Below are 25,344 nucleotides of genomic sequence, written 5' to 3' on the forward strand. Positions count from 1 at the left end.
TAGAATTGCTTACTAAGCATAGAAAGAGGTATGAGTTTTGAGTGATGGGGTATGAATTAAGAAGATAAAAGACAATGATTGATTTATTTAACTATGCTAGGAGGAAGACCACCGTAGCCCATGTTGGGGCATTGAACATCGGTGGTGAGAATCCAGTTCGTATACAATCTATGACCACAACATCCACTGATGACACAGAAGGGAGTGTGGCTCAAGCCAAAAGAATCATTGATGCTGGGGGCGAACTCGTGCGCCTTACCACACAAGGAAAGCGTGAGGCAGAGAACTTACAACATATCAATGCTGGGTTGAGAGCTGCTGGTTACAACACACCTCTGTGTGCAGACGTTCATTTCAATGCGAATGTTGCAGACGTAGCAGCGCTCTATGCAGAGAAAGTACGTATCAATCCAGGTAATTATGTGGACCCTGCTCGAACATTCAAAAAGCTTGAATATACTGATGAAGAGTATGCGCAGGAGTTGAAGAAGATTGAGGATCGACTCGTTCCATTCATCAATATCTGTAAAGAAAACCATACGGCAGTACGCATAGGAGTAAATCATGGTAGCTTATCAGACCGCATTCGCAATCGATATGGCGATACTCCGGAGGGCATAGTGGCAAGTTGTATGGAGTTCCTACGCATCTTTCGCAAGTATAACTTCCATGATGTCGTTATCTCCATCAAGTCTTCTAATACCGTAGTGATGGTTCGCTCTGTCCGATTATTAGTTTCCGAGATGGAGAAGGAGGGCATGACTTACCCATTACACTTAGGTGTTACAGAGGCTGGAGAGGGTGAAGATGGTCGAATTAAGAGTGCAGTTGGTATTGGCGCATTGCTTGCTGATGGCATAGGAGACACCATTCGCGTATCATTAAGTGAGGAACCTGAATGTGAGATACCCGTTGCCAAATACCTTGCATGGTATCTTCGCCGTCGCGAGAAACATCTTCTTATCCCTGGCGAAGCCTATACTGGCTTTGATTATTTGCGTCCTGTACGTCGTAAGACAGTGCCTGCTGGTAACATAGGAGGCGATAACGTGCCCGTTGTCATTGCTACTCGTCACCCTAAACAAGCCGCTGTTGAGGTCTCATCAGCCGAGTTGCCAAGTCCAGACTATATCTATGTGCAGGGCGAACTACCAGAGAAACAAGAGAAGAAGCAAAGGTATATCCTCGATTATGATGCCTATATGAATCTTGCCAATAGCGGTTGTCAATCGTTGGAGAACGTTTATCCCATCTTTCCAGTTACTGGTATGCCTTTCATCAGTGCAATTAATAAGGATGTGAAGTTCCTTGTTTTGAAGTTTGGAACACCTTCCGAGGAGTTCTTAGCATGCTTGAAAGCCCATCCAGAGGTGGTTGTTATCTGCATGACTAACCATCAGAACCGCCTTGGAGACCAACGCGCACTGGCTCATCAACTGATGATTGCAGGCGTGAAGAACCCTCTTATCTTCGCACAAATGTATCAACACTCTACGACGGATGCACCGATACAACCAGCCAATACGCCTACTTCGTTAATAGTTAGCCCCAAAGAGCAATTCCAACTAGAAGCTGCTGCGGACATGGGAGCACTCATGATGGACGGACTCACCGATGGTTTATGGCTCATGAACAATGGAGATTTAGCACAGGAAGATGTGGAACAGACAGCTTTCGCTATCCTTCAGGCAGGCAGATTACGCATGGTTAAAACCGAATACATCTCTTGTCCGGGCTGCGGACGTACCCTCTACGACCTCAGAACCACCATTGCTCGCATCAAAGAAGCCACTAAAGGCATGAAAGGACTTAAAGTAGGTATCATGGGATGTATCGTTAATGGACCAGGAGAAATGGCTGATGCCGACTATGGATACGTTGGTGCTGGACCAAAGAAGGTGAGTCTCTATCGTAAACAAGAGTGTGTTGAACATAATATACCAGAAGAGGAAGCGGTCGAACACCTACTTGCTTTGATCAGAGCAGACCAAGCAGAAAAGAATAAGTAATAGCTATCCCATCATCAAGAGAAGCCCCTTGAAAGGGGCTTTTTGTAATGAATTCATCATGTATAAGGCACTTGTATAGAGCAAATTAGGCGTATGTGTTAAAAATAGTAATAATGTTGATAAAGTAAAAAGGTAGTATATTAAACGCTTGTATCTTTCCTTTTAAAAGTCTATCTTTGCATCATGAAGGTACTAAAGAGGTTTATGATACAACACCTGAGACGCTACAATCTATCTATATTAGGCGCACAGGTAGGCGTATATGCAGCTCTTGTCTCCATTTGGACATTGGTTACCATGCTCCTAGAACATGATATCAACACCATTCAAGAGTCAATTCGCATCAACGCCTTAGTACTCTTCTTGCTCTTAATTGTCTTCATGATCAATTTCTATCTACTTGTTCCTTACTTCTTCGAAGCAAAAGATAGAGTCAAACAATGGACTTTCTGGATCATCAACTTAGTGTTTATTATCCTCTGGGACAAGCAGTTTTTCAATATATATAACACCACACTGCCCTCCGAAACCACCCGAATTGGATTCTATCAGTTCGGTGTTCTATGGATGATACTCAACTATGCTATGGTCGTAGCAGCCATCTTTGTGCGGTATTATATACGTCACAACGCATTGAAAAGACAGCTAAGAGAACAGAAACAGAAGATGACAGAGGCTGAGCTAGCCTGGTTGAAGAACCAACTTAACCCTCATTTCCTCTTTAATACACTAAACAATATAGCGTCACTAACGCAGACTAGCCCTGCAAATGCACAACGGGCGATAGGTCAACTATCAGAGTTATTACGCTACACATTGTATGCTACGCAACCAAAAGAGGTGAGTTTAACAGGCGAAATAGCCTTTATCAAGAACTACATCAACCTCATGCGCCTTCGTTCGGGGGCTAATGTAGAGATAACCAGCCAGTTCACAATTCAGAACTCACAGCTAGTAATAGCCCCACTGTTATTCCTTACGCCTGTTGAGAACGCTTTTAAACATGGTATCAGTGCAAGTAAACCATCGTTTATACACATCTCTATCATTGAAGAGAATGGTGACATCATCTTCTTATCAGAGAATAGTAACTATCCAAAGAACGCCACTGACAAGAGTGGGAAAGGCATTGGACTAGAGAATATGTGCCGTCGGTTAGAGTTAATATACCCCGAACACTATACGATACAACAGGTAATTGACCGCAATACCTACCGCACCAAGATTACAATCACACCTTATAAATAATAAAAGAAGGCTATATCTTGAGTGCAAATAACCAATATGAACAATAAAAACAAAGTATGAAAGCTATCATATTAGGAGCTACTGGAGCCGTAGGAAAAGACCTTGTTCAGCAGCTCATCAGCGATGACACGTTTGAAGAGATTGATCTCTTCGTAAGAAGAGATGCAGGGATTCAGCATAAGAAAGTAAAGACGCACATCGTTGACTTTGACCAACCGGATAATTGGAGACTACAGATTCATGGCGACATCGTATTCTCTTGCATGGGAACATCACGCAAGACTGCTGGCTCAAAGGACGCTCAATACAAGGTAGACTACACTTATCAATATCAATTCGCACGCACTGCTGCAGAACAGGGAGTAAAGGCTTACATCCTCGTATCGGCTGCTATGGCAAATCCAAAGGCTCATTTCTTTTATCCAAGGATGAAAGGTGAACTAGAGGAAGCTGTTAATCAATTACCTTACCAGCAGATTTCCATCCTCAGACCACCCTCGTTAATACGCAAGAACACCACTAAGACGAGTGAGAAAATAGCTGTTTCTGTTTTTAAATATCTCAATCGCTTCGGGCTTTTCATGAGCCAACGACCCATGAAAACAGAGCTTGTAGCACATTGTATGATTGAATTGGCAAAGAGCAAACAATCAGGTGTCTTTGAGGCAAAAGATATGTTTTCCATGGATAAATAGCGATTCTTTCCACACAACACAAGACTATTCCAAAGAAAAACAGGGCATGAGATTATACAATAGGGAGTCTGCCATAGAGTGCATGAACAGACTAGCAAAAGAGAATAAAGACTTTGTCTTCATCATTAACTATGAAGCCAATGGAGCATACATAGCCGAAACTTGTGATATAGATCATACGGAGTTATTATGTTCCTTTCCCTCTTTTAACAACATTCCAACAAACGAATCCTACGACCAAGAGGCTGTTGAATGGCATATCGAAGCCCTCACAAGGGAAGAGTATGAGCCACGTATCAACCTTATCAAGCATTACGAACGGAAAGGAGATAGCTATCTTGCCAACCTAACATGCAGGATTCCCATCCAAACAAACCTCTCTTTGCATGACATCTTCCTACGTTCAAAGGCGTTATATCGCTGTTGGATGAAGGGAAAGTTCGTCTGTTTCTCTCCCGAAATATTTGTTCGTATCAATGAAAAGGGCGTTATCTCTTCTTATCCGATGAAGGGAACGATTGATGCCAACATCCCCGACGCAAGGAGAAAACTGATGAATAACAAGAAAGAAGCGGCAGAACACGCCACTATTGTCGACCTTATCCGCAACGATTTGGGTATGATTGCCAATCAGATAAGCGTCTCTCGCTATCGATACATCGACCGTTTGGCGACAAATAAAGGACAAATATTGCAGACGAGTTCGGAGATTACAGGACAACTCGCTGCTAATTACAGAGAAGAAATTGGTAGTTTGCTTTTCCGTCTACTGCCCGCTGGATCAATAACAGGTGCTCCTAAACGTCGAACCATGGAGATTATCCGTGAGGCGGAAGGCTATGAACGAGACTTCTATACGGGTGTGATGGGTTGTTACAGCAATGGTTCTCTGGATAGCGCAGTGATGATTCGCTTCATAGATGAGGATGAGCAAGGGCACTACTACTATAAGGCTGGGGGCGGTATAACGGCTCAGAGCAATAATGATGACGAATACAACGAGGTAATAGAAAAGGTTTATGTGCCAATATATTGAGTCTTTAAGGGTTGTGGATGGGCACATCTGCAACCTTGCATACCATCAGCAGCGAATGAACAAAACACGATTAGAGGTGTTCGGACAGCCTACTCCCCTACTCCTTAATGATGTTTTCAAAGGCATAAAGGCTCCTTCAGGGCTTGCTAAGCTACGTTTTGTATATGATGAGGCTGGTATTCATGACATGAGCTGTACGCCTTACAAACGCAAGAATATCCACTTCTTGCGCCTTATAACAGCCAACGACATTGATTACAAATACAAGAGTGTGGATCGGTCTGCCCTTAATCAACTCAAAGAAAAGCAAGGCGAGTGTGACGAAATATTGATTATTCGCAATAACCACATCACTGATACCTCTTATACAAACGTGGCTCTTTATGATGGCAAACAATGGTTTACGCCCTCTACCCCACTCCTTCAAGGTACAATGAGGCAGAGTTTGCTGGATAGAGGACTACTACAAGAGCGTGAGCTCCTCGTTTCCGACCTCCCTAACTACAAGCAGATTAGCCTCTTCAATGCTATGATGGAACTCGGCGAAGTGGTCTTACCAGTGAATAAAATTATAGGTTAGAACGTTAGGTACATAGGCTCTTCTCCATATAAGGAGAGCCTCCCCTATCCTACAGCACACCAACTATTAAATCATTAGAAATGCCTGTCTATTCACAAAGAAACCCTGTTTTAACCAAATTATTAGATTAAAAAGTAATTATTATTAATCTATTTATAATGTATTATTAATCTATTCTTTAATTATCAAAGAGCTTATTTATGATATAAATAAGCCTTGATGCTATCATTAAAAGGCTTCTCCTTTTCTATACAAGTCCATTAGCTGCAATGCTATATGGCATTTTTAAGAGGAGAGCCAGAGCCTGTATTGAAGAAAGAAAGAGGATTACAGCAGACTTAAAAACATACAAATGGAACAGAATAACAAGTAAAGAAGAAAGGAGGAAACCATAAGCTAGAAAGTAATAAAAGCCCCAGAATACAAAAATCTTATGTTTTTTTGGTATTGCAATACAAATATCTTATAAAGATTTTGTTGTCCATTACAAAATAGCTATATTTGTCCTTGTATGCAACAAGAGCATATTTACGAATCAGGCAGATAGTTTCGTACAATCGTAACATCTGATAATATAGATAGTTTCATCCTATGAGAATACCGCAAAAGAGGATACATTACCACTTTATTGATTATCTTTATTATGTCGGAGAACATAAATACACAGGGCGAATGGATGGTCCATTTATGATTTGCCTGCCGCTTTTTATGCCCTTGATGATTTTATTCTTCAAGCTAAATATATACGTAATAAGCCCCAAATGGGACTTTTGTATAGCTTTTCTGATTGTCTTTCTAGCTGCTAACTATATCATCTCTAAGCTATACGAACGTAATAACAGGAGAGAACGAGTACTCAAACACTTTAAGAAAACACTATGGGGAAATGATGCTGTGATGGCTGCCTTTATATTAATGTGGTTTCTTACAAATGTGATCCTACCCCTATTTTTCATCAAACTATAACACATAAAAAAGCCAATACACGTGAGTTTGTACAAAACCTGCATGTATTGGCACATATTATAAAGGCTTATCACGAACCTATCCGTTCAGTATCTTCTTAATGTCGTTGAGCTTATTAAGGGCTTCAACAGGCGTCAAGTTATTGACATCCAGCCCTAGAATCTCATCACGAATCTGCGTAAGTACAGGGTCATCAAGCTGGAAGAAAGAGAGTTGAACGCCCTCCCTACTCTTCTCCAAATGCTCAATAGCAGTCTTACCAACACTTCCCACTTGTGAATTATCAGCCTCTAACTCCTTTAGAATAACGTTTGCCCGCTTTACTATTGAGCGTGGCATACCAGCGATTTCAGCAACATGAATACCGAAAGAGTGCTCACTTCCGCCTCGTGTTAACTTACGAAGAAAGATGATCTTACCATCTACCTCTTTCACAGATACATTATAGTTTTTGATGCGAGAGAAGTTCTTCTCCATCTCATTCAATTCATGGTAATGGGTCGCAAAGAGCGTTCGAGCCTGTGCTTTAGGGTGCTCATGTAGATACTCAACTATCGCCCATGCAATGCTTATACCATCGTATGTACTGGTGCCACGACCCAACTCGTCAAAGAGAACTAACGAACGTGTCGTAACATTGTTGAGGATATTTGCAGCCTCAGTCATCTCTACCATAAAGGTTGACTCACCTAGTGAGATGTTGTCGGAAGCCCCCACACGTGTGAAGATCTTATCTACTATACCAATACGCGCACGCTCCGCAGGAACAAAACAACCTATTTGCGCCAAGAGAACGATCAGTGCCGTTTGACGTAAAAGGGCTGATTTACCAGCCATATTAGGACCTGTTATCATCATAATCTGTTGATGTTCGGTATCTAACTTGACGTCATTAGGAACGTACTGTTCGCCTATTGGCAACTGAGTCTCTATAACAGGATGACGCCCTTGGTGTATATCTAGGACATCAGACTCATCCACTGTCGGGCGCACATAATGCTGTTGTAAGGCTATCTTCATAAATGACAATAAGCAGTCGAGATGTGCCACAAGGTTGGCATTAACCTGTATCTGTGGGATAAAAGGTTGCATATCTTGAATCAACTCCATGAAGAGTTGCCCCTCACGAGCCAATATCTTCTCATCAGCACCCAGTATCTTCTCTTCATACTCCTTAAGTTCTGGTGTGATATAACGCTCTGCCTGTGCCAGTGTTTGCTTACGGATCCAATCTTCAGGAACCTTATTTTTAAAGGTATTACGCACCTCTAAGTAATAACCAAACACATTATTGAATCCCACCTTAAGCGAGCTTATGCCCGTCTGTGCAATCTCTTTCTCTTGTATCTCAAGTAGATACTGCTTTCCATTATCACGAATTGAACGTAAATCATCCAATTCCTTATCGTATCCAGACGCTATCACGTCCCCTTTAGCAACTAGTTGTGGTGGGTCAACATTGATCTCTTTCTCTATACGATCGCGTAAGCTCGCACAGAGATTCAACTGTTCTCCTATCCTATTCAGCGACTTATTATTCGTAGAAAGGCATTCTGCTTTCACTAGTTCGATAGCCTTTAAAGCATTCTTCAGCTGTACCACCTCACGTGGAGAAACCCTTCCAACAGCTACCCTAGATATGATTCGTTCTAAGTCACCCATCTGGTGGAACTGTTCATCAATGTTGTTACGAAAATCGGAGGCTCGGAAGAAATGATCAACGATGTCTAATCGTTCGTTGATAACCGCTACATCTTTCAAAGGAAAGACCACCCAGCGCCGAAGCATACGCCCACCCATAGGGGTGATAGTATTGTCGATGACATTAAGAAGAGACGATCCACCCTCATTCATAGGTGCTACCAGTTCTAGAGAACGAACTGTAAAGCGATCCATTCGTACGTATTTATCCTCTTCAATACGCGTTAATGAGGTGATATGATTTATCTGTGTATGTTGTGTAATATCAAGGTATTGCAAGATAGCACCTGCTGCTATCACACCATTAGACAAGTGTTCAACACCGAAACCCTTAAGGTTTTTAGTGCCAAAGTGCTTTAGTAACTTTTGACGAGCAGTCTGATCAGTGAAGACCCAATCGTCCATCTCAAACGTACATAAGCGTGTTCCAAAGTAACGTTCGAAGTCTCTTCGCTTCGAACGATCGAACAATACCTCCTTAGGTTGGAAACTTCCAAACAGCTTCTCGACGTAGTCAAAGGTTCCTTCACCCGTTAGGAACTCACCAGTTGATATATCCAAGAAACTGACACCACATGCACTTTTACCAAAGTGAAGTGCTGCTAAGAAGTTATTCTCCTTATAGTTCAACACGTTATCACTAAGAGCTACACCTGGAGTAACCAACTCTGTGATACCACGTTTCACCATCTTATCCATTGCGGATAAGCCTTTTTTGCCCTTAATAGCCTCTCGCTTCTTCTTAGGGTCTTCTAATTGATCGCAAATAGCAACTCTTTTACCAGCTCGGATGAGCTTAGGTAGATAGGTGTCAAGGGCATGATGAGGAAAACCAGCCATCTCTATAGAACCGCTAAGTCCCCCATTATTACGACGAGTAAGGGTTATACCAAGTACACGAGCTGACTCCACAGCATCTTCACCATAGGTTTCGTAGAAGTCACCACACCTAAAGAGTAACATTGCATCAGGGTGTTGTGCCTTCATCGAGAAGAACTGCTTCATCATTGGGGTTAGTCCCTTGTCATCTTTTACCATAACTATTTGCGTCTTTTTTAGTCTTTTCTTATATCCTTTTAAGGTTTACAAAAGTACAAAAAAGACTATAAAAGCCCAAATAAATGAACCATTAACAAACTTTACTAATACAAAGAAGCTGTTAAAGGTAGACCTTATATAATTATAAGGTATAAATATCTAACCTCGTTTGAAGGGACTTTTTAAAATAAAGACAGCTCTACAATCTATTTAAAAGACTTATAGCAATAATAAAAAAGAACTATCTTAGGAAATGAGAGTGGGGCAGGGTGGTTTATAAACAGAAAACCTTTCCTATGTTAAAGGAAAGGTTTTCAATATATCATCACTTCTTTTTATAAAGTATCGGATTCGTTGAAGGATCGTTGTACATCTTCATCTGCCTGTAAACCTTCATGTATTTTCGTCCATGCTGAATATCATCAAGCAACTGATCAATAGCCAAACTAAGGTCTTTCTGTTGCTCACAAAGGATATTCAACTTCGACTTACACTTTTTAATATGCTCCTCTGATGCATCTTTACGCTCGGTCTGCTCCTTCATGTGATATATCTTTAATGCAAGGATAGAGAGGCGATCTACCGCCCACGCAGGACTCTCTGTATTAATAGTAGCATCTGGTAAAGGCGTTATATCAGAGTAGAGTTGACGGAAATAAGAGTCTATCTGTTCAACAAGATCAGTACGATCTTGATTTGAACGGTCTATTCTGTGTTTGAGACTCATACCATCTTCAGGACTGATATGTGGGTCACGGATAAGATCTTCGAAATGCCATTGAACAGTATCAATCCAGCATTTCAAATAGAGTCGATTCTCTATCGACTCTCTGTCATAAGGATTATTAATCGGGGTATCAACATTATCTGTGACATGATAATCACGAATAGCTTGATTAAAGATCTCGTTACAATGTTCTGTAAATGACATTCGGTTATTACTTTTTTGTTTATTGTGCAAATATAAAGCAAAATACTTAAAGCACAAAATAAAACGGACGTTTTTAACGTCACTAGACTTGAAAGAAAGAGGAGTTGGATACAAAAACTATAACAAGAGCATATTTTATATAAGGTAGATAACAATTCTCTCATGCTTATAAGAGGATAGTTATCAATAACCTAGCAAACTATTAAGAATATTAGAGAGCCTTGCTTACTAATTAACAAAGGCTCTTCTTTGCACAAGAAAAGCATCTCTAGATATTGAAAAGAGCATATCTACATCTTACATATAGCATGTTCACATTTCATATATATGATAGATGTAAATGGTATTGATACAAGAAAAGAACATAACAATAAGTCTAAAAAGCAACACATAAGAACTATATCAATAAAAGTTGATTTAATTTTCCCGGCATTACTGTCATACTTTTATCTACCTACAAACATCTGAGAAATAAGCTCTTACTACAAATATTAAATATGACAGTATCCAAAAATAAAAATAAACTCAGCTTTTTAAATAGATTAAATGAAGTTGACTTTAGATGTAAAGGTCATAAAAGAAGGCTAACTTTCAAACCAACTTGAGTCCATACACAAGTTTTTTGAATAGAGAATAAACTTATCTTTATAAGTTATTATCGCATGATTCATGTAGAGAATTTAAGCAAAAGAAAGGTTGAAAGTAATTTACCTTATAATATAAGTAATATTTGAATGATATGAGATAATTATTTGAAGAGACGCAAGATAAAGTGATAAATCATAGAAAAACATGCACAAACCATAGGGTGTTGTGCATAATTAAGTGCTTTTTTACATCAAAAACTTGCATACATGGAAAATTTATATTTCCTTTGCAGGCGCATTTTAGAATTTAGAAATCAATATTAAACAATTTAAAACTTACAGTTATGTCAGAAATTGAATCAAAAGTAAAGGCTATTATCGTAGATAAACTTGGTGTTGACGAGGCAGAGGTTAAGCCAGAGGCAAGCTTCACAAACGATCTTGGTGCAGACTCTTTGGATACTGTAGAGCTCATCATGGAATTTGAGAAAGAGTTTGGTATCTCTATTCCAGACGATAAGGCTGAGAAGATTGCTACTGTTGGCGATGCAATCTCTTACATTGAGGAGAACGCTAAGTAAGTTTAGCCTATATGTAAAAAGCACCAGGCAAAGCACTTTGTTTTGCTTGGCTTTTTTTTAGGTTACTTGTTTTAACTTATATTTCAACGCATGGAATTAAAGAGAGTAGTTGTAACAGGTCTTGGTGCCGTCACTCCTATAGGTAATACTCCTGAGGAGACTTGGCAGAATATGCTGGCAGGTAAAAGTGGTGCTGCACCTATTACACATTTCGATACAACGCAGTTCAAGACCCAATTTGCATGTGAGGTTAAGAACCTAAACATCAACGAATACATTGATCGTAAGGAGGCTCGCAAACTTGATCGTTACACTCAATTAGCAATGATTAGTGCTATACAAGGTGTTAAGGATGCAGCCATTGACTTGGAGAAAATCGATAAAAATAGGGTTGGCGTTATCTATGGTGTAGGTATTGGTGGTATCAAAACCTTTGAAGACGAGGTTAGCTATTATGCACAACACCCAGAGAATGGTCCTAAATTCAATCCATTCTTTATCCCAAAGATGATTGCTGATATCGCAGCAGGACAGATTTCAATCCACTTTGGATTCCATGGTCCTAACTACACAACGACATCTGCATGTGCTTCATCTACTAATGCATTAGCATCAGCATTTAATCAGATTCGTTTAGGAAAGGCTGACATCATTGTTAGTGGTGGTGCAGAAGCAGCTATTTGTGCTTGTGGTGTAGGTGGTTTCAATGCTATGCATGCACTTTCAACACGCAATGATGATCCAGAACACGCATCTCGTCCATTCTCTGCAAGCCGTGATGGTTTCGTAATGGGAGAGGGTGCTGGTTGCTTGATACTCGAAGAATTAGAGCATGCAAAGGCTCGTGGTGCTAAGATCTATGCAGAGATGGTTGGTGAAGGTGAATCAGCTGATGCTCATCATATCACTGCTTCTCATCCAGAGGGACTTGGTGCTAAACTTGTAATGCAATCTGCTTTGAATGATGCAAACTTAAAGCCAGAGGATATTGACTATATCAATGTTCATGGAACTTCAACTCCTGTAGGTGATATATCAGAGGCTAAGGCTATCAAAGCTTTATTTGGTGAAGCTGCTTATAAGCTCAACATATCTTCTACAAAGAGTATGACAGGTCACTTACTCGGTGCCGCTGGTGCTGTAGAAGCCATGGCTTGTGTATTATCAGTGCAGAATGATATAGTTCCTCCAACTATCAATCACGAAGAAAATGATAATGATCCAGAGCTGGATTACAACTTAAATTTCACGTTCAACAAAGCTCAGAAACGTGAAGTTCGTGCTGCACTCAGCAACACCTTCGGCTTTGGTGGTCACAATGCTTGTGTCATATTCAAGAAATATGCTGAATAATATAGTTGATAGAATAAAGCTCCCTTTCCGCAAGGAGAAGGAGCTTTATTTGTCTTTGTACCATATCATTGGCTTTATTCCCCACAATATCGATTATTACAAGACTGCTCTTTTACATAAGAGTATAGCACGTCGTAATGCAAAGGGAAAGCCTGTAAACAACGAACGACTCGAGTTTCTCGGCGATGCAATACTTGATGCTATTGTTGGCGACATTGTTTACGAGCATTTCCCATATAAGCGTGAAGGTTTTCTTACCAATACACGCTCCAAGATAGTACAACGTGATACACTCAACAGATTGGCTAAAGAGATGGGAATCAATCAGTTGATTCTCTCTAATGGACATTCTTCTTCTCACAATAGTTATATGGGAGGAAATGCATTTGAAGCTCTTGTTGGGGCACTTTATCTCGATCATGGCTACAATGCTTGTATGGAGTTTATGAGAAAGCAGATTCTTGGTGAACTCATTAATATAGATAAGGTGGCGTATAAAGAAGTGAACTTTAAGTCAAAGCTCATCGAATGGAGCCAGAAGAATAAGGTCAATATGGAGTTCCGACTCATTGAGCATGAGAAGGACAAACAAGGCAGTCCTACTTTCCATTTCCAAGTATTTATGGAAGAGATTGCATGTGGTGAGGGTCGTGGATACTCAAAGAAAGAAGGACAGCAAGAGGCTGCTAAACTCACTCTTCAGCGTCTTCGTCGTGAACCACAGTTCATTGAAGAGATCTTTTCAGCTAAGGCTAACCGCACAAAGATGGAAGAAGAACCCGTCTTAAATGTACCTGAAACATCGCAAGACATGAGTTTCATCGTAAATTCAGATACAGAAAAAGAAAAGCAGGAAACACCTTTCCACACAGAAGTATTTGATGAAAAGGTATCCGCCGCAGACAATAAAAAGCTTGAAGAGAATACTACTTTACAGGAAGAAGTAATAGAAGCTAAAGATGAAGAATTCGATCTTTCGGGTATCTCTCATTCACAAAAAATAGACAAAGAGAGTATTATTGCTGCTGCAGAATCACAAGCCTTCGAAGAGTAAAAATCATACTTTAATAAAAGAAAAGACGATGATATTCAATTATCATCGTCTTTTCTTTTATCTTAAAATACCAGCTCTAACACCATTACGAACCTATCATTACTACCTATTTGCTAGTCTCGAATTAATTATGTACTTTTGCATCAAAGATATAAACGTTTATTAGAACATGGCATTAAAATGTGGTATAGTAGGACTACCAAACGTTGGTAAGTCTACTCTTTTCAACTGTCTAAGCAGTGCCAAAGCACAGGCAGCTAACTTCCCATTCTGTACTATCGAACCGAATCTCGGTGTAATTAGCGTTCCAGACGAACGCCTCAATAAGTTAGCAGAGATTGTTCACCCAGGAAGAATCGTTCCTGCTACCTGCGAGATTGTTGACATTGCAGGGCTTGTAAAGGGTGCTTCTAAGGGTGAAGGACTCGGTAATAAGTTCCTTGGTAACATCCGCGAATGTGACGCCATCATACATGTTATCCGTTGTTTTGAGGATGATAACGTTGTAAGAGAAGGTGGTATGGCTGTTAATCCAATAGAAGATAAAGAAATTATTGATACTGAATTGCAGTTAAAAGACCTTGAAACGATAGAGTCACAACTAGCAAAACAACAGAAGATAGCAGCTACTGGCAATAAAGATGCTAAGATCCTTGTATCTGTACTAGAAGCTTATAAGGAAGTACTAGAGCAGGGTAAGAATGCACGTAGCGTTGAGTTCGAAAGCAAAGAAGAACAACAAGCAGCACACGATCTCTTCCTTTTAACCACTAAGCCAGTCCTTTATGTTTGCAATGTAGACGAGTCTAGCGCAAAGACAGGCAATGAATACAGCAAACAGATTGAGAAGATTGCTGCTGAAGAGGGGGCTGAAGCAATGGTTATAGCTGCTAAGACAGAGGAAGACATCGCTTCTCTCGATAGTTATGAGGATAAGCAAATGTTCCTCGAAGAACTTGGTTTGGAAGAAAGTGGTGTGAATCGTCTTATCAATAAGGCTTATCATCTCCTCAACCTACAGACTTTCATCACAGCAGGAGAGATGGAGGTGAAGGCATGGACATTCCATAAAGGATGGAAAGCACCACAATGTGCAGGTGTTATTCACACCGACTTTGAAAAGGGATTCATACGTGCTGAGGTCATCAAATACGAAGATTACCTTAAATATGGCTCTGAGGCAGCTATCAGAGAAGCAGGTAAATTAGGCATAGAAGGTAAGGAGTATGTTGTACAAGATGGTGATATCATGCACTTCCGATTCAATGTATAAGCAATAACACACATCACTATGAATACGTTACTTTATATTGCTTGGAGACCAGACGAGTATCTCATACATATTGGTTCAGCAGGTATTCGATGGTATGGAATGTGCTGGTTGATTGGTTTAGCACTCGGCTTCTTCATGATGAAGTGGCTCTATAAACGCCATAATTACCCTGATGAGAAGTTTGAACCACTCTTCCTTTACATGTTCATAAGCATTCTTGCAGGTGCAAGATTGGGTCATTGTCTCTTTTATGAGCCCGAATACTTCCTTACTTCATGGGATCATGTCATCGAAATGATCGTCCCCATCAAGCATTTAGCTAATGGTTCATGGACTTTCTCAGGCTATCAAGGACTCGCATCACATGGTGGTGTCATTGGAATGCTCATTGGTTTATCCCTTTACATACACCGTATGAAGATGCCAACATGGGTTGTTCTCGACTTCTTTGGGATTGTTTCTGGGCTCACGGCAACGTTTATTCGTCTTGGAAACCTTATGAATTCAGAGATAATCGGTAAGGTTACTGATGTGCCATGGGCGTTTATCTTCTATAAAGTTGATACTTATCCACGTCATCCAGGGCAACTCTATGAGGCGATAGCATACATTTGTTTCTTCGCAATCATATACTTTATATATAGACGCCACCCTGAGAAAGTGGGTACAGGACTCTTCTTTGGTCTCTGCCTAACGCTTATCTTCACCTTTAGATTCTTCATTGAATACACCAAAGAGGTACAAGAAACATTCGAAGCAGGTCTCCCTATTGATATGGGACAGATACTTAGTATTCCGTTCATTATAATAGGTTTAGGAGCTATCAGGCACTCCTTTAAAGCAAAACCAACTAAAGTATAATACTCTAAAGGCTGTTCTAAATATCAATCTATCGGTTAAATACACCATAGTTGATATTTGGAACAGTCTTTTTTATGCCTTTTTCTATTATAACAAACACTATTCTATGAAACAAGAAATAATCTTCTTTACAATTAAAAATATTCGAATAGGGTAGAGGAGAACCTTTCTTAATCTATAAATTAGTCTATTATTATATTTCTTCTTGCCTATTTTCTTTCTTCTTTTAGTCTATTTATTAGCGTAAGAAGAAGTATTATCCAATTTAGGTAAGTTCTATCTCGATTATACACAGGCATTAATAGAAAGAAAAGAAGCTCATTATTCAAAGGAAACAAATAATTACATCCTTAATAAGCAACAATATAAAGGATAAAAACAAGCTATAGATTGGCTTTAAAAAACAACTTTTTAAGTATCGAGAAACACATAAAATAGATAACTATTAAAACTCTATAAGACTTGAAAATTATACATTATAGACAACACGCTATCGTTTTTTTTTGGTAACTTTGCCTATATCAAAATGGCAAATTAATTATAACTATTTGATAAATAATTGTTTATTAAGAACATACTCGTTGTTCATTCGATTAAAAGTAGATTAAAATAGAAAACTTATAAATAGATTCAATGGATATAATAAAGCGTAATGGCGAATCGGAAAGATATAATAACAACAAGATAGCGATAGCCATTAAGAAGAGTTTTATCAGCACTGGTAAGACCATAAAGGACGAAGAGATAGCCGCAATGGTGGCTGAGGTTGAGCAGATTATCATTGATAATCCAGACCAAAGGACCGTTGAAGAAATTCAAAATCAGGTGGAGAAGCATCTCATGATGCATGGTCATTATGAAGAAGCAAAGAACTTCATCCTCTTTAGATACCAGCGCAACGAGCAGAGAAAGGCTATCAACGACATCGCTCGAATGGCTGATGATACGGAATTAACCACTGTTCTGCAAGACGTGGCACGTGAGTATCGAGAGCGTGTATATAGTATGGTGACTCTTCAAGAGAAGTTTGCTAACCTTTGCAAACCGGGTATGTCGCATAAAGAAGCTATAGACACTCTTATCAAAGCTGCCGTAGAATTGACCACTCCTGAAGCTCCTGCATGGGAGATGATATCGGCTCGCATCTTATCATATAGGGCTGAACAGAAGATAAAGAAACAGGAAGATGAAATTGGAATAGATGGTTTCTACAATAAGTTGAAATACATGACTTCCGAAGGTCTATATGGTGAATATATCCTACAGAACTATACTGAAGAGGAAATCAATGAAGCGGCTACCTTTATCAAAGAAGAGCGTAACAAACTATTGAATTATTCGGGTTTGGATCTTCTTCTGAAGCGTTATGTCATTAAGAACTATGCGGGTAAAGCCATAGAGAGAGTACAGGAGATGTATCTCGGTATAGCCCTTCATCTTGCCATGCCAGAGCAGAAAGAGAACCGCCTTATATGGGTTCATCGCATCTATGACATGCTTAGTAAATTAGAAGTTACTATGGCAACTCCAACGCTTTCGAACGCTCGCAAGCCTAATCATCAGCTATCAAGTTGCTTCATCGACACCGTTCCTGACAGCCTTGATGGTATTTATCGCAGTTTGGATAACTTCTCACAAGTAAGCAAATTCGGCGGTGGTATGGGTATGTACTTTGGTAAGGTGCGTGCCACGGGAGGTAATATCAGAGGATTCAAAGGCGTTGCTGGTGGTGTAATTCGTTGGATGAGACTTGTTAACGATACGGCAGTTGCGGTAGATCAGTTGGGTATGCGCCAAGGTGCAGTAGCAGTTTACTTGGATGTATGGCATAAGGACTTACCAGAGTTCTTACAACTTCGCACAAATAACGGAGACGATCGCATGAAAGCACATGACATCTTCCCAGCTGTTTGTTATCCTGACCTTTTCTGGAAGATGGCGGATGAGAACTTGGATCAGAATTGGTATCTCTTCTGTCCAAATGAGATCATGCGCATCAAAGGATATTGTCTTGAAGATTGTTACGGAGAGGAGTGGGAACGTAAGTATCTCGATTGTGTCAACGACCAAAGACTCACGCGTCGTGTTATAAGTATCAAAGATATCATCCGATTGGTTCTACGTTCTGCAGTTGAGACGGGTACTCCATTCACATTCAATCGAGATACAGTTAACCGTGCAAACCCTAATCACCACAAGGGCATGATATACTGTTCTAACCTCTGCACGGAGATTGCGCAGAACATGGCACCTATAGAGACTGTATCGAAGACTATCGAAACGAAGGACGGAGAAACGATTGTTGTCACAACCACCAAACCGGGTGAGTTCGTTGTTTGTAATCTAGCCAGTCTTTCTTTAGGACGCCTTCCTTTGGAGGATGAAGAACAGATGAGAGAGAAGGTAGCAACGATAGTTCGCGCCTTAGACAATGTGATCAGTCTTAACTTCTATCCCGTTCCTTATGCAGAAATAACTAATCAGAAGTATCGCTCAATAGGGCTCGGAATCAGCGGTTATCACCATGCTTTGGCTAAGAGAAGAATAAAGTGGGAGAGTGAAGAACACCTACAATTTATGGACAAAGTGTTCGAAACTATCAATCGTTCGGCGATACTTGCCAGTTCTAATTTAGCCAAAGAGAAGGGCAGTTATCAGTACTTTGAGGGTAGCGACTGGCAAACGGGTCTATACTTTGACAAGCGTGGTTACGATAGTGATGAGTGGAAAGAAGTGCGCAAAACAGTGGCTTTACAGGGTATGCGCAATGCTTATCTATTGGCTGTTGCACCGACCAGTAGCACCAGTATCATTGCAGGAACTACGGCTGGATTAGACCCTATTATGAAGCGATTCTTCTTAGAGGAAAAGAAAGGAAGTATGCTCCCTCGCGTTGCTCCAGAACTATCTGACGAAACTTACTGGATGTATAAGAGTGCATATCTAATCAACCAGAAGTGGAGCATAAAGGCTTCTGGTGTTCGCCAGCGTCATATTGATCAAGCGCAGAGTATGAACCTATATATCACCAATGACTTCACCATGCGACAGGTGCTCGACCTATACTTATTAGCTTGGAAGAGCGGAGTAAAGACGATTTATTACGTTCGAAGTAAGTCATTAGAGGTAGAGGAATGTGAGAGTTGTGCATCTTAACTTTACGAAAATAATTTACATTTAATTTGTATCTAACGGATGATTCTCATCATAAAAACAAGTATTTATGTCATAAACCATCATCAGTTGTAACTATCTAACAGTTAACGTGTTATGAAAAGTATAATCGATTGAGAAAAAACGTATATTCGTTTTTAATAAAACGTATATCCATTTTTAGTAAAACGTACCTCCGTTTTTGGTAAAATGTACCTCCGTTTTTAATGAAAAGTACGTTCGTTTCATCTGAAAGGTATAATCAATCAATGAAAAAGTATTACATATTTTAGGAGTAAGCAAGAGTGAAAAGGAATGAAAGGGAGTGAAGACAAATATATTTATTAATGATAGATAAAGAAAAAAGAAGTATTCATAACTTCTCAAAGCAATGGAAGATAAACTAAAACGAAACACCCTGTTTAACCCTTCAGGGGATGTGGATTTGCGTTTAAGACGCATGATCGGCGGTAATACAACCAATCTGAATGACTTCAACAACATGAAGTATTCGTGGGTTAGTGATTGGTATCGTCAGGCAATGAATAACTTTTGGATTCCCGAAGAGATTAATCTTTCGCAAGACTTCAAGGATTATCCTCGATTGGATAAAGCCGAACGAACAGCATACGATAAGATTCTTAGTTTCTTGGTATTCCTCGATTCTTTGCAAAGTAATAACTTGCCAACTGTTAGTGAGTATATTACTGCCAATGAGGTGAATCTATGCTTGCATATACAGGCATTTCAGGAGTGCATACACAGTCAGAGTTATAGTTATATGCTTGATACTATCTGCTCTCCAGAGGAAAGAAACGACATTCTCTATCAGTGGAAGACGGACGAACACTTGCTGAATCGCAATAAATTCATCGGTGATTGTTACAATGAATTCCATGAGAAGCGCGATAAATTCAGTTTGATGAAGACCTTAATTGCTAACTTCATCCTCGAAGGTATCTACTTCTATAGTGGCTTTATGTTCTTCTATAATCTCAGTAGAAATGGTAAGATGTCGGGGTCTGCTCAAGAGATTCGATACATCAATAGGGACGAAAACACGCATCTCTGGCTCTTCAGAAGCATAATCCTCGAATTAAAGAAGGAGGAACCTGATATGTTCACCGAAGAAAAGGTAAAGATTTACGAGGATATGATGCGCGAGGGAGTACGCCAAGAGATAGCATGGGGACAATACGTTATTGGAAATGAAGTGCAGGGTCTAAACTCGCAGATGGTATCAGATTATATTCGTTATCTCGGTAACCTTCGTTGGTCAGGATTGGGCTTTGGTTTCCTCTATCCAGACAATCAGAAAGAACCAGAAAACATGCAGTGGGTGGGGCAATACTCTAACGCTAATATGGTGAAAACCGACTTCTTTGAAGCAAGAAGTACGGCTTATGCAAAGAGTACAGCCCTTATCGACGACCTTTAAAAAGCTATTTAATTTATTCATTACACCTATCGTTCGGGCAAGTCAGCTATTCTGATTTGCCCGAATGATTGTATATAAAAGCAATCACTCGTATCTCATCTTCCTAAAAACACAATCCTCATAAGTAGGAAAAGTTATCCACAAAACTGTTGAAAACTATGTTGAAAACACATTTCATAACCCTTTTATAACCCTGTGGATATCCACAACCCTCAGTAGAGATCCCCTTCTTAGTGGATATCCACATAGTTATTAACGGCATTTTAGATAAGTTTTACACAAGTTATCAGTGTAAAAAGATATAAACTTATTATCTTTGCACCACTTGTGGAAAGTGTGGATAACTCATAATAAAGGTTGATTATCAATCAAAAGAAGTACGAATAACTTTTTAATAAGTATCTTTCTCAAGTTGATAAGCAATCTAACAAGAAAAGAGAAGATAAGTTCTGCACCAATCCACAGCCCATCATACTAAATCATTCTTTATCTTTCAATAAAAGAAATAAAGAATATATATAATATGAATTGAACTTTTAAACTGGTTAAGATGAAACACTTTAAGATTTATATAGTTTGTCTCTTGGCTGTTCTTAGCCTGCATGTCTCGGCTCAATGCACGTTTCGTAACACAGCATTCAGCAGTGGAGAATATTTAACTTACAATCTCTATTACAATTGGAAGTTTATTTGGGTAAAGGCAGGAACGGCTTCCTGGTACACAGTCTCGTCTAATTATAAAGGTACACCGGCTTATCGTGCATCGTTGACAACGCGTGGCAATGGTAAGCTCGATAATTACTTTGTATTACGTGATACGCTCCTTGCTTATAATTCAAAGCAGATGGCACCATTGTACTATCGCAAGGGAGCAAGAGAAGGAAAGCGTTATACGGTGGATGAAATATTCTATTCTTATCCTAATGGTAAGTGTCATCTTCGCCAGCATCGTATCAATAGTGAAGGGAAACATAAGTGGATAGAACGCACTTATGATGATTGTTGCTTTGATATGATGAGTATCTTCCTTCGTGCTAGGAGTTTTAATCCTGAGAGTTGGAAGAAAGGTGAGGTTGTAAACTTCCCTATCGTAGATGGAAACAGCCGTGATCCTGCACGTATTATATATAATGGTAAGGAAGATGTAAAGGCGGATAATGGTCATAAGTATCGTTGTTTGAAACTTACTTATTGGGAATACGATGATGGAAAGTGGCGTGACATAGCAAGTTTCTACGTTACAGACGATAAGAATCACATCCCTGTTCGTCTCGATATGCGCTTAAAGTTTGGTTCAGCCAAGGCTTTCCTTACCTCCATGAAGGGAATCAATAGTCCTGTAACAGCTGAAGTGAAATAAAGAAAGGAATCTTTTCCTTACGATATATAAAGAACTTATCTTGTTATTATTGATTTAAGCGAGAGTATCTCAAAAGGATCTTACCTTTGATAGGAGATATTCTCGCTTTTTATATAGTATCATCCTTTCTCTGATGTTCGAAACACTTATGTTGATTGTAAGAGAGCCTCTCTTCTAATGCAAGAAGTGCTCTCTTCTAATGAAGGAGAGCCTCTCTTGTTATGGAAGAAAGCGTTATATGGAATGGAGAAGAGTCTTATGTGGATAATAAAACCTAAAGTGAGGGAAAACAAAAAGGAGCTTGTCTCCCGACAAACTCCATTTTGCTTAATTAAAAAGTGATGTGAGTTTAATTAAAATTTCATTATTTAAAATTACCCAAATAACAAATACATATATACCAAATATCACAACGAAGTGTTTCAAATAACACAAAACCTAACTTTTACTTACAATTCTTTCGACCTATTCTTACGATAAACTTAAACCTATGAAATCATGAAAACCTTATTTATGAGTAAATTAGTCTAATCGTTTCTGTAGGCAAAATTACAATAAAAAGCGCAAGCTCAAAGCCTATATAAGGCTGTGCTTCTATAAATATAAAGGTTATAAGGTATTTAAAAGGAGGTTATTTTATTAAGTAACTGATAATCAGTATATTTAAAATACATTATAAGAAAGTAAATTATAAGCCTTGTTATTGGTATAAAGCCTTGTTATAAGATAATTTATTGGGCGTTTTGAAACAAATAAATCATTTGTACTCACGAGAGTGATAATGGTATGTAAATGGTTGATAATGAGTTGTTATTATTATTATTAAGGCTTATAATCTTTGTAATTGAAGTTTTTTTAGCATTTACACCTATTATTATAAGGAAGGAGAAGAGTTAAGAATTAGATTAGAAAAAGGCGTCAATAATTTTGTTACTATCTAATAAAATCTTTATATTTGTGGGCTATAAAAAGACATGTCTTTTATTGGTTTACTAATAAAGAATACCTAAGATGAATACATCAATAAGACTATATCTATTATGTGTGCTGTTTTCTTTACCGCTGATAAGTTCAGCCTCTAATGGAAAATGGTCTGAAGAATTAAATAAGTTGGATGAGAGTTTATCTCAAAAGAGCGTCTATGAGCAAAGAAAACTTGATGAGATAAAGGCTTTGAAACGCAATTTGAGAACAGCATCACAGGCTGATAAGTTTAAAATCAATCGTATGTTGTTTGATCAATATTCATCTTATCAGTACGATTCAGCTTATGTTTATGCGAATCATTTACTTTCACAAGCTCTTAAAGAACGGAATTGTGATTATGAATTAGAGGCTCGCTGTGATATTGTCTTCTGTCTTCTTTCGGCTGGATTATATACTGAAGCGTTCAATGAGTTGGCTACAATTCGTCTTGAAGGAACCAATCAGCAATCTAGAAAGCTTTATTTTAAGATGGCATCACGCTTGTATTATGATGTCTCAGACTATACTAAGACCGAACCTTACCAAAGTCAATACATCAAACAAGGTAGTGTTTATACTGATTCGTTGCTTCATTATATTCAAAAAGATTCTCCAGAGTGGTATTATGCGGTAGGAATAAAAGAAATGAAGGAGCATAATTTTGCAGCTTCCCTTGATTACTTTAATCAATATATGGAGCAGAAAGGGGGCGATGTGCATAGTAAAGCTATTGTTACCTCATGTCTTGGATGGCTTTATCTGTACCAAAAGGATTTAAACAAAGCTATTAAATATCTTGCACAAGCAGCCATTTATGATAATAAAGGAGTTGTAAGAGAAACCACAGCATTGTGTACTTTGGCAAGACTTCTTTATAAAGAAGGTGATATACAACATGCAACTGAATACGTCAGACAGTCACTTTCGAATGCAAATTTCTATGGGGCACGACAGAGAGTGATAGAGGTAAGTAGTATTCTGCCCATCATTGAGCGGGATAGATATAATATTATGCAGGGGCAAAGGAATGCAATAGCAGTGGCAGCTGTGGTATTTATTCTTTTTGTTATTGGACTTTTTGTGGCGTGGTGGTACATTCGTAAGCAAATGATGGAGCTAAAGAAAGCTCAAGTAATTATCGCTCGGCGTAACAAACAACTTGAGACTAAGAACAACCAATTGGAAGAAGTAAACAAAATAAAGGATGAGTATATTGGGAGATCATTCTATATTAACTCTGAATATATTAATAAGGTAGAGAAACTCTATCGTACCATTGATAGAAAACTCATGACTCGCCGAATTGAAGACTTGCGTTCGTCACTCAAAGAGAGTGAATTGATAGCAGAAAGAAAGTCGATGTTCGTTGATTTTGATGAGACTTTTTTGAAGCTTTTCCCACATTTCATCGAGAAATACAATGAGCTTTTTGATGATCCGGATAGTAAGTGTCTTGATCCGAAACAGCTCACAACAGAGATGCGAATCTTCGCTCTTATTCGTTTAGGAATTACTGACTCTGAACGTATAGCAACATTCCTTAATTACTCAGTTCATACCATTAATACTTATAAAACACGTGTCAAGAATCGTTCTCACATAGACAATGATAAGTTTGAAGGCTATATCATGAAGATATAGTAGGCTTTTCTTTTATTGTAATGGTGCTTTCACAATACTTCTAAAGAGCATAGTCTTATGCTTAAAGAGGTTTAGTGTAAGTGCTATTAGTTCCTATTTGAATGTTTTAAAAAGCTTATTTTGTGGTTGAAAAATAGTTACTTCTTTATTATAAAGGCATTATAAGCCTAATATTTTGATTATATTTACCAACTAAAAAGATAATTGATAATACTTGATAATCAGCTTGTTGATAATTAATAAAATCATTTTCTGTTTATATAATAAGCAGTTTTATTTATTAAATGTGAAATCATCACTATCTTTGCGAATAAAGAATAAGAACAAAAGAATATATTTTAAATAACTAAAAACATGGTTCACTATGAGGAAAATCACAAGTAATTTGCTTGGTGCAGTGTTACTACTATCTTCAACGATGACGTTCCTAGGATGCTCAACAGTTGATGATGGCAGTTATACAGCACCCATCACACTGACCGAGAAGATTGGTGGTAAGTGGGTTGTGAACTCAGTTACGCAGACTGATGAAACTAACGCGCGAACAAAGACACTAACAAATCTACTCGACTTTGACACGTTTGTTATTAATCTTAACCAAGATGAAGCGGGTAATGCTACCACTTTCTCTGTTGAAGGTAATGCGCCTGCACTACTGCCAACCAGCGGTACGTGGAAGATGGATTATAACTTCACAAAGAGTGACAACACAGCTAGTAATCTGATTCTTAACGATGGTAAAGCAGAAACATCTCTCACGGTAACAGCTGTACCGGGTAATACTAAGACTCTTGAATATCGTTTGACTCGTAAGACAAACGGACAGTCTTTTGTTTCATATACGTATAATTTAACGCAAGCTGTAAAGTGATT

At 38.9% G+C, this 25,344-nt stretch carries 17 protein-coding genes; 15 read left to right on the forward strand and 2 right to left on the reverse strand.

Annotated elements, in window-relative coordinates; all coding sequences use genetic code 11:
• The first annotated feature begins 74 nt into the window (after positions 1–74).
• The 5 genes from F0475_RS01145 (at position 75) to F0475_RS01165 (ending at position 5,568) form a co-directional block, all read left to right on the forward strand.
• Positions 75–2,009, forward strand: coding sequence for a 4-hydroxy-3-methylbut-2-en-1-yl diphosphate synthase (locus F0475_RS01145; protein ID WP_155715027.1), 1,935 nt, complete (start codon positions 75–77; stop codon positions 2,007–2,009).
• 183 nt (positions 2,010–2,192) lie between these two features.
• Positions 2,193–3,257 carry a sensor histidine kinase gene (locus tag F0475_RS01150; RefSeq protein ID WP_155715028.1) on the forward strand — a complete coding sequence of 355 codons (1,065 nt, stop codon included), beginning with the start codon at positions 2,193–2,195 and terminating at the stop codon, positions 3,255–3,257.
• 56 nt (positions 3,258–3,313) lie between these two features.
• The gene (locus F0475_RS01155) at positions 3,314–3,952 is read left to right on the forward strand and encodes an NAD(P)H-binding protein (protein WP_155715029.1); all 639 of its coding nucleotides are present in this window, start codon (positions 3,314–3,316) and stop codon (positions 3,950–3,952) included.
• A gap of 46 nt (positions 3,953–3,998) precedes the next feature.
• Positions 3,999–4,988 (forward strand): aminodeoxychorismate synthase component I, encoded by a 990-nt coding sequence (locus F0475_RS01160; RefSeq protein WP_155715030.1) that lies wholly within the window; start codon positions 3,999–4,001, stop codon positions 4,986–4,988.
• Positions 4,972–5,568 (forward strand): aminotransferase class IV, encoded by a 597-nt coding sequence (locus F0475_RS01165; RefSeq protein ID WP_155715031.1) that lies wholly within the window; start codon positions 4,972–4,974, stop codon positions 5,566–5,568. Before F0475_RS01160 ends, F0475_RS01165 begins: the two co-directional genes overlap by 17 nt.
• Before the next feature lie 1,044 nt (positions 5,569–6,612).
• Here F0475_RS01165 and mutS read toward each other — a convergent pair.
• Positions 6,613–9,273, reverse strand: coding sequence for a DNA mismatch repair protein MutS (mutS, locus tag F0475_RS01170; RefSeq protein WP_155715032.1), 2,661 nt, complete (start codon positions 9,271–9,273; stop codon positions 6,613–6,615).
• 325 nt (positions 9,274–9,598) lie between these two features.
• Positions 9,599–10,204 (reverse strand): DUF4254 domain-containing protein, encoded by a 606-nt coding sequence (locus tag F0475_RS01175; RefSeq protein ID WP_009434364.1) that lies wholly within the window; start codon positions 10,202–10,204, stop codon positions 9,599–9,601.
• A 931-nt stretch (positions 10,205–11,135) separates the two neighbouring features.
• Between F0475_RS01175 and F0475_RS01180 the strand changes: the two genes are divergently transcribed.
• From F0475_RS01180 to F0475_RS01225, 10 genes are all read left to right on the forward strand, one after another.
• The gene (locus F0475_RS01180) at positions 11,136–11,372 is read left to right on the forward strand and encodes an acyl carrier protein (RefSeq protein WP_004347843.1); all 237 of its coding nucleotides are present in this window, start codon (positions 11,136–11,138) and stop codon (positions 11,370–11,372) included.
• Positions 11,373–11,462: 90 nt separating this feature from the next.
• Entirely contained in the window at positions 11,463–12,725 is a 1,263-nt protein-coding gene (fabF, locus tag F0475_RS01185) for a beta-ketoacyl-ACP synthase II (RefSeq protein ID WP_009434334.1), read from the forward strand.
• Positions 12,715–13,779: a ribonuclease III gene (rnc, locus tag F0475_RS01190; protein WP_155715033.1), complete on the forward strand. Its 1,065-nt coding sequence runs from the start codon at positions 12,715–12,717 to the stop codon at positions 13,777–13,779. Before fabF ends, rnc begins: the two co-directional genes overlap by 11 nt.
• Before the next feature lie 169 nt (positions 13,780–13,948).
• Positions 13,949–15,052 carry a redox-regulated ATPase YchF gene (gene ychF / locus F0475_RS01195; protein WP_155715034.1) on the forward strand — a complete coding sequence of 368 codons (1,104 nt, stop codon included), beginning with the start codon at positions 13,949–13,951 and terminating at the stop codon, positions 15,050–15,052.
• Positions 15,053–15,070: 18 nt separating this feature from the next.
• Positions 15,071–15,913: a prolipoprotein diacylglyceryl transferase gene (gene lgt, locus F0475_RS01200; RefSeq protein WP_155715035.1), complete on the forward strand. Its 843-nt coding sequence runs from the start codon at positions 15,071–15,073 to the stop codon at positions 15,911–15,913.
• 633 nt (positions 15,914–16,546) lie between these two features.
• The gene (locus F0475_RS01205; RefSeq protein WP_155715036.1) at positions 16,547–19,069 is read left to right on the forward strand and encodes a ribonucleoside-diphosphate reductase subunit alpha; all 2,523 of its coding nucleotides are present in this window, start codon (positions 16,547–16,549) and stop codon (positions 19,067–19,069) included.
• Positions 19,070–19,457: 388 nt separating this feature from the next.
• On the forward strand, positions 19,458–20,504 hold the full coding sequence (locus F0475_RS01210; protein WP_009434359.1) for a ribonucleotide-diphosphate reductase subunit beta: 1,047 nt from the start codon (positions 19,458–19,460) through the stop codon (positions 20,502–20,504).
• A gap of 550 nt (positions 20,505–21,054) precedes the next feature.
• Positions 21,055–21,864: a DUF3108 domain-containing protein gene (locus F0475_RS01215; RefSeq protein WP_155715037.1), complete on the forward strand. Its 810-nt coding sequence runs from the start codon at positions 21,055–21,057 to the stop codon at positions 21,862–21,864.
• A gap of 1,011 nt (positions 21,865–22,875) precedes the next feature.
• On the forward strand, positions 22,876–24,471 hold the full coding sequence (locus F0475_RS01220) for a DUF6377 domain-containing protein (RefSeq protein ID WP_155715038.1): 1,596 nt from the start codon (positions 22,876–22,878) through the stop codon (positions 24,469–24,471).
• A gap of 364 nt (positions 24,472–24,835) precedes the next feature.
• Complete coding sequence (locus F0475_RS01225) at positions 24,836–25,342, forward strand: DUF5004 domain-containing protein (RefSeq protein WP_155715039.1); 507 nt, start codon at positions 24,836–24,838, stop codon at positions 25,340–25,342.
• Positions 25,343–25,344 lie beyond the last annotated feature (2 nt).

This window comes from Prevotella vespertina (assembly GCF_009728485.1).
In the GTDB taxonomy this organism is placed as follows: Bacteria; Bacteroidota; Bacteroidia; order Bacteroidales; family Bacteroidaceae; genus Prevotella; species Prevotella vespertina.

Bases quoted from the DNA above. Each gene is read 5' to 3' on its own strand.
- F0475_RS01150 (WP_155715028.1), top strand. From the start codon at position 2,193: ATGAAGGTACTAAAGAGGTTTATGATACAACACCTGAGACGCTACAAT.
- F0475_RS01160 (WP_155715030.1), top strand. From the start codon at position 3,999: ATGAGATTATACAATAGGGAGTCTGCCATAGAGTGCATGAACAGACTA.
- F0475_RS01180 (WP_004347843.1), top strand. From the start codon at position 11,136: ATGTCAGAAATTGAATCAAAAGTAAAGGCTATTATCGTAGATAAACTT.
- ychF (WP_155715034.1), top strand. From the start codon at position 13,949: ATGGCATTAAAATGTGGTATAGTAGGACTACCAAACGTTGGTAAGTCT.
- fabF (WP_009434334.1), top strand. From the start codon at position 11,463: ATGGAATTAAAGAGAGTAGTTGTAACAGGTCTTGGTGCCGTCACTCCT.
- F0475_RS01155 (WP_155715029.1), top strand. From the start codon at position 3,314: ATGAAAGCTATCATATTAGGAGCTACTGGAGCCGTAGGAAAAGACCTT.
- lgt (WP_155715035.1), top strand. From the start codon at position 15,071: ATGAATACGTTACTTTATATTGCTTGGAGACCAGACGAGTATCTCATA.
- F0475_RS01210 (WP_009434359.1), top strand. From the start codon at position 19,458: ATGGAAGATAAACTAAAACGAAACACCCTGTTTAACCCTTCAGGGGAT.
- F0475_RS01225 (WP_155715039.1), top strand. From the start codon at position 24,836: ATGAGGAAAATCACAAGTAATTTGCTTGGTGCAGTGTTACTACTATCT.
- F0475_RS01205 (WP_155715036.1), top strand. From the start codon at position 16,547: ATGGATATAATAAAGCGTAATGGCGAATCGGAAAGATATAATAACAAC.
- F0475_RS01220 (WP_155715038.1), top strand. From the start codon at position 22,876: ATGAATACATCAATAAGACTATATCTATTATGTGTGCTGTTTTCTTTA.
- rnc (WP_155715033.1), top strand. From the start codon at position 12,715: ATGCTGAATAATATAGTTGATAGAATAAAGCTCCCTTTCCGCAAGGAG.
- F0475_RS01165 (WP_155715031.1), top strand. From the start codon at position 4,972: ATGTGCCAATATATTGAGTCTTTAAGGGTTGTGGATGGGCACATCTGC.
- mutS (WP_155715032.1), bottom strand. From the start codon at position 9,273: ATGGTAAAAGATGACAAGGGACTAACCCCAATGATGAAGCAGTTCTTC.
- F0475_RS01215 (WP_155715037.1), top strand. From the start codon at position 21,055: ATGAAACACTTTAAGATTTATATAGTTTGTCTCTTGGCTGTTCTTAGC.
- F0475_RS01145 (WP_155715027.1), top strand. From the start codon at position 75: ATGATTGATTTATTTAACTATGCTAGGAGGAAGACCACCGTAGCCCAT.
- F0475_RS01175 (WP_009434364.1), bottom strand. From the start codon at position 10,204: ATGTCATTTACAGAACATTGTAACGAGATCTTTAATCAAGCTATTCGT.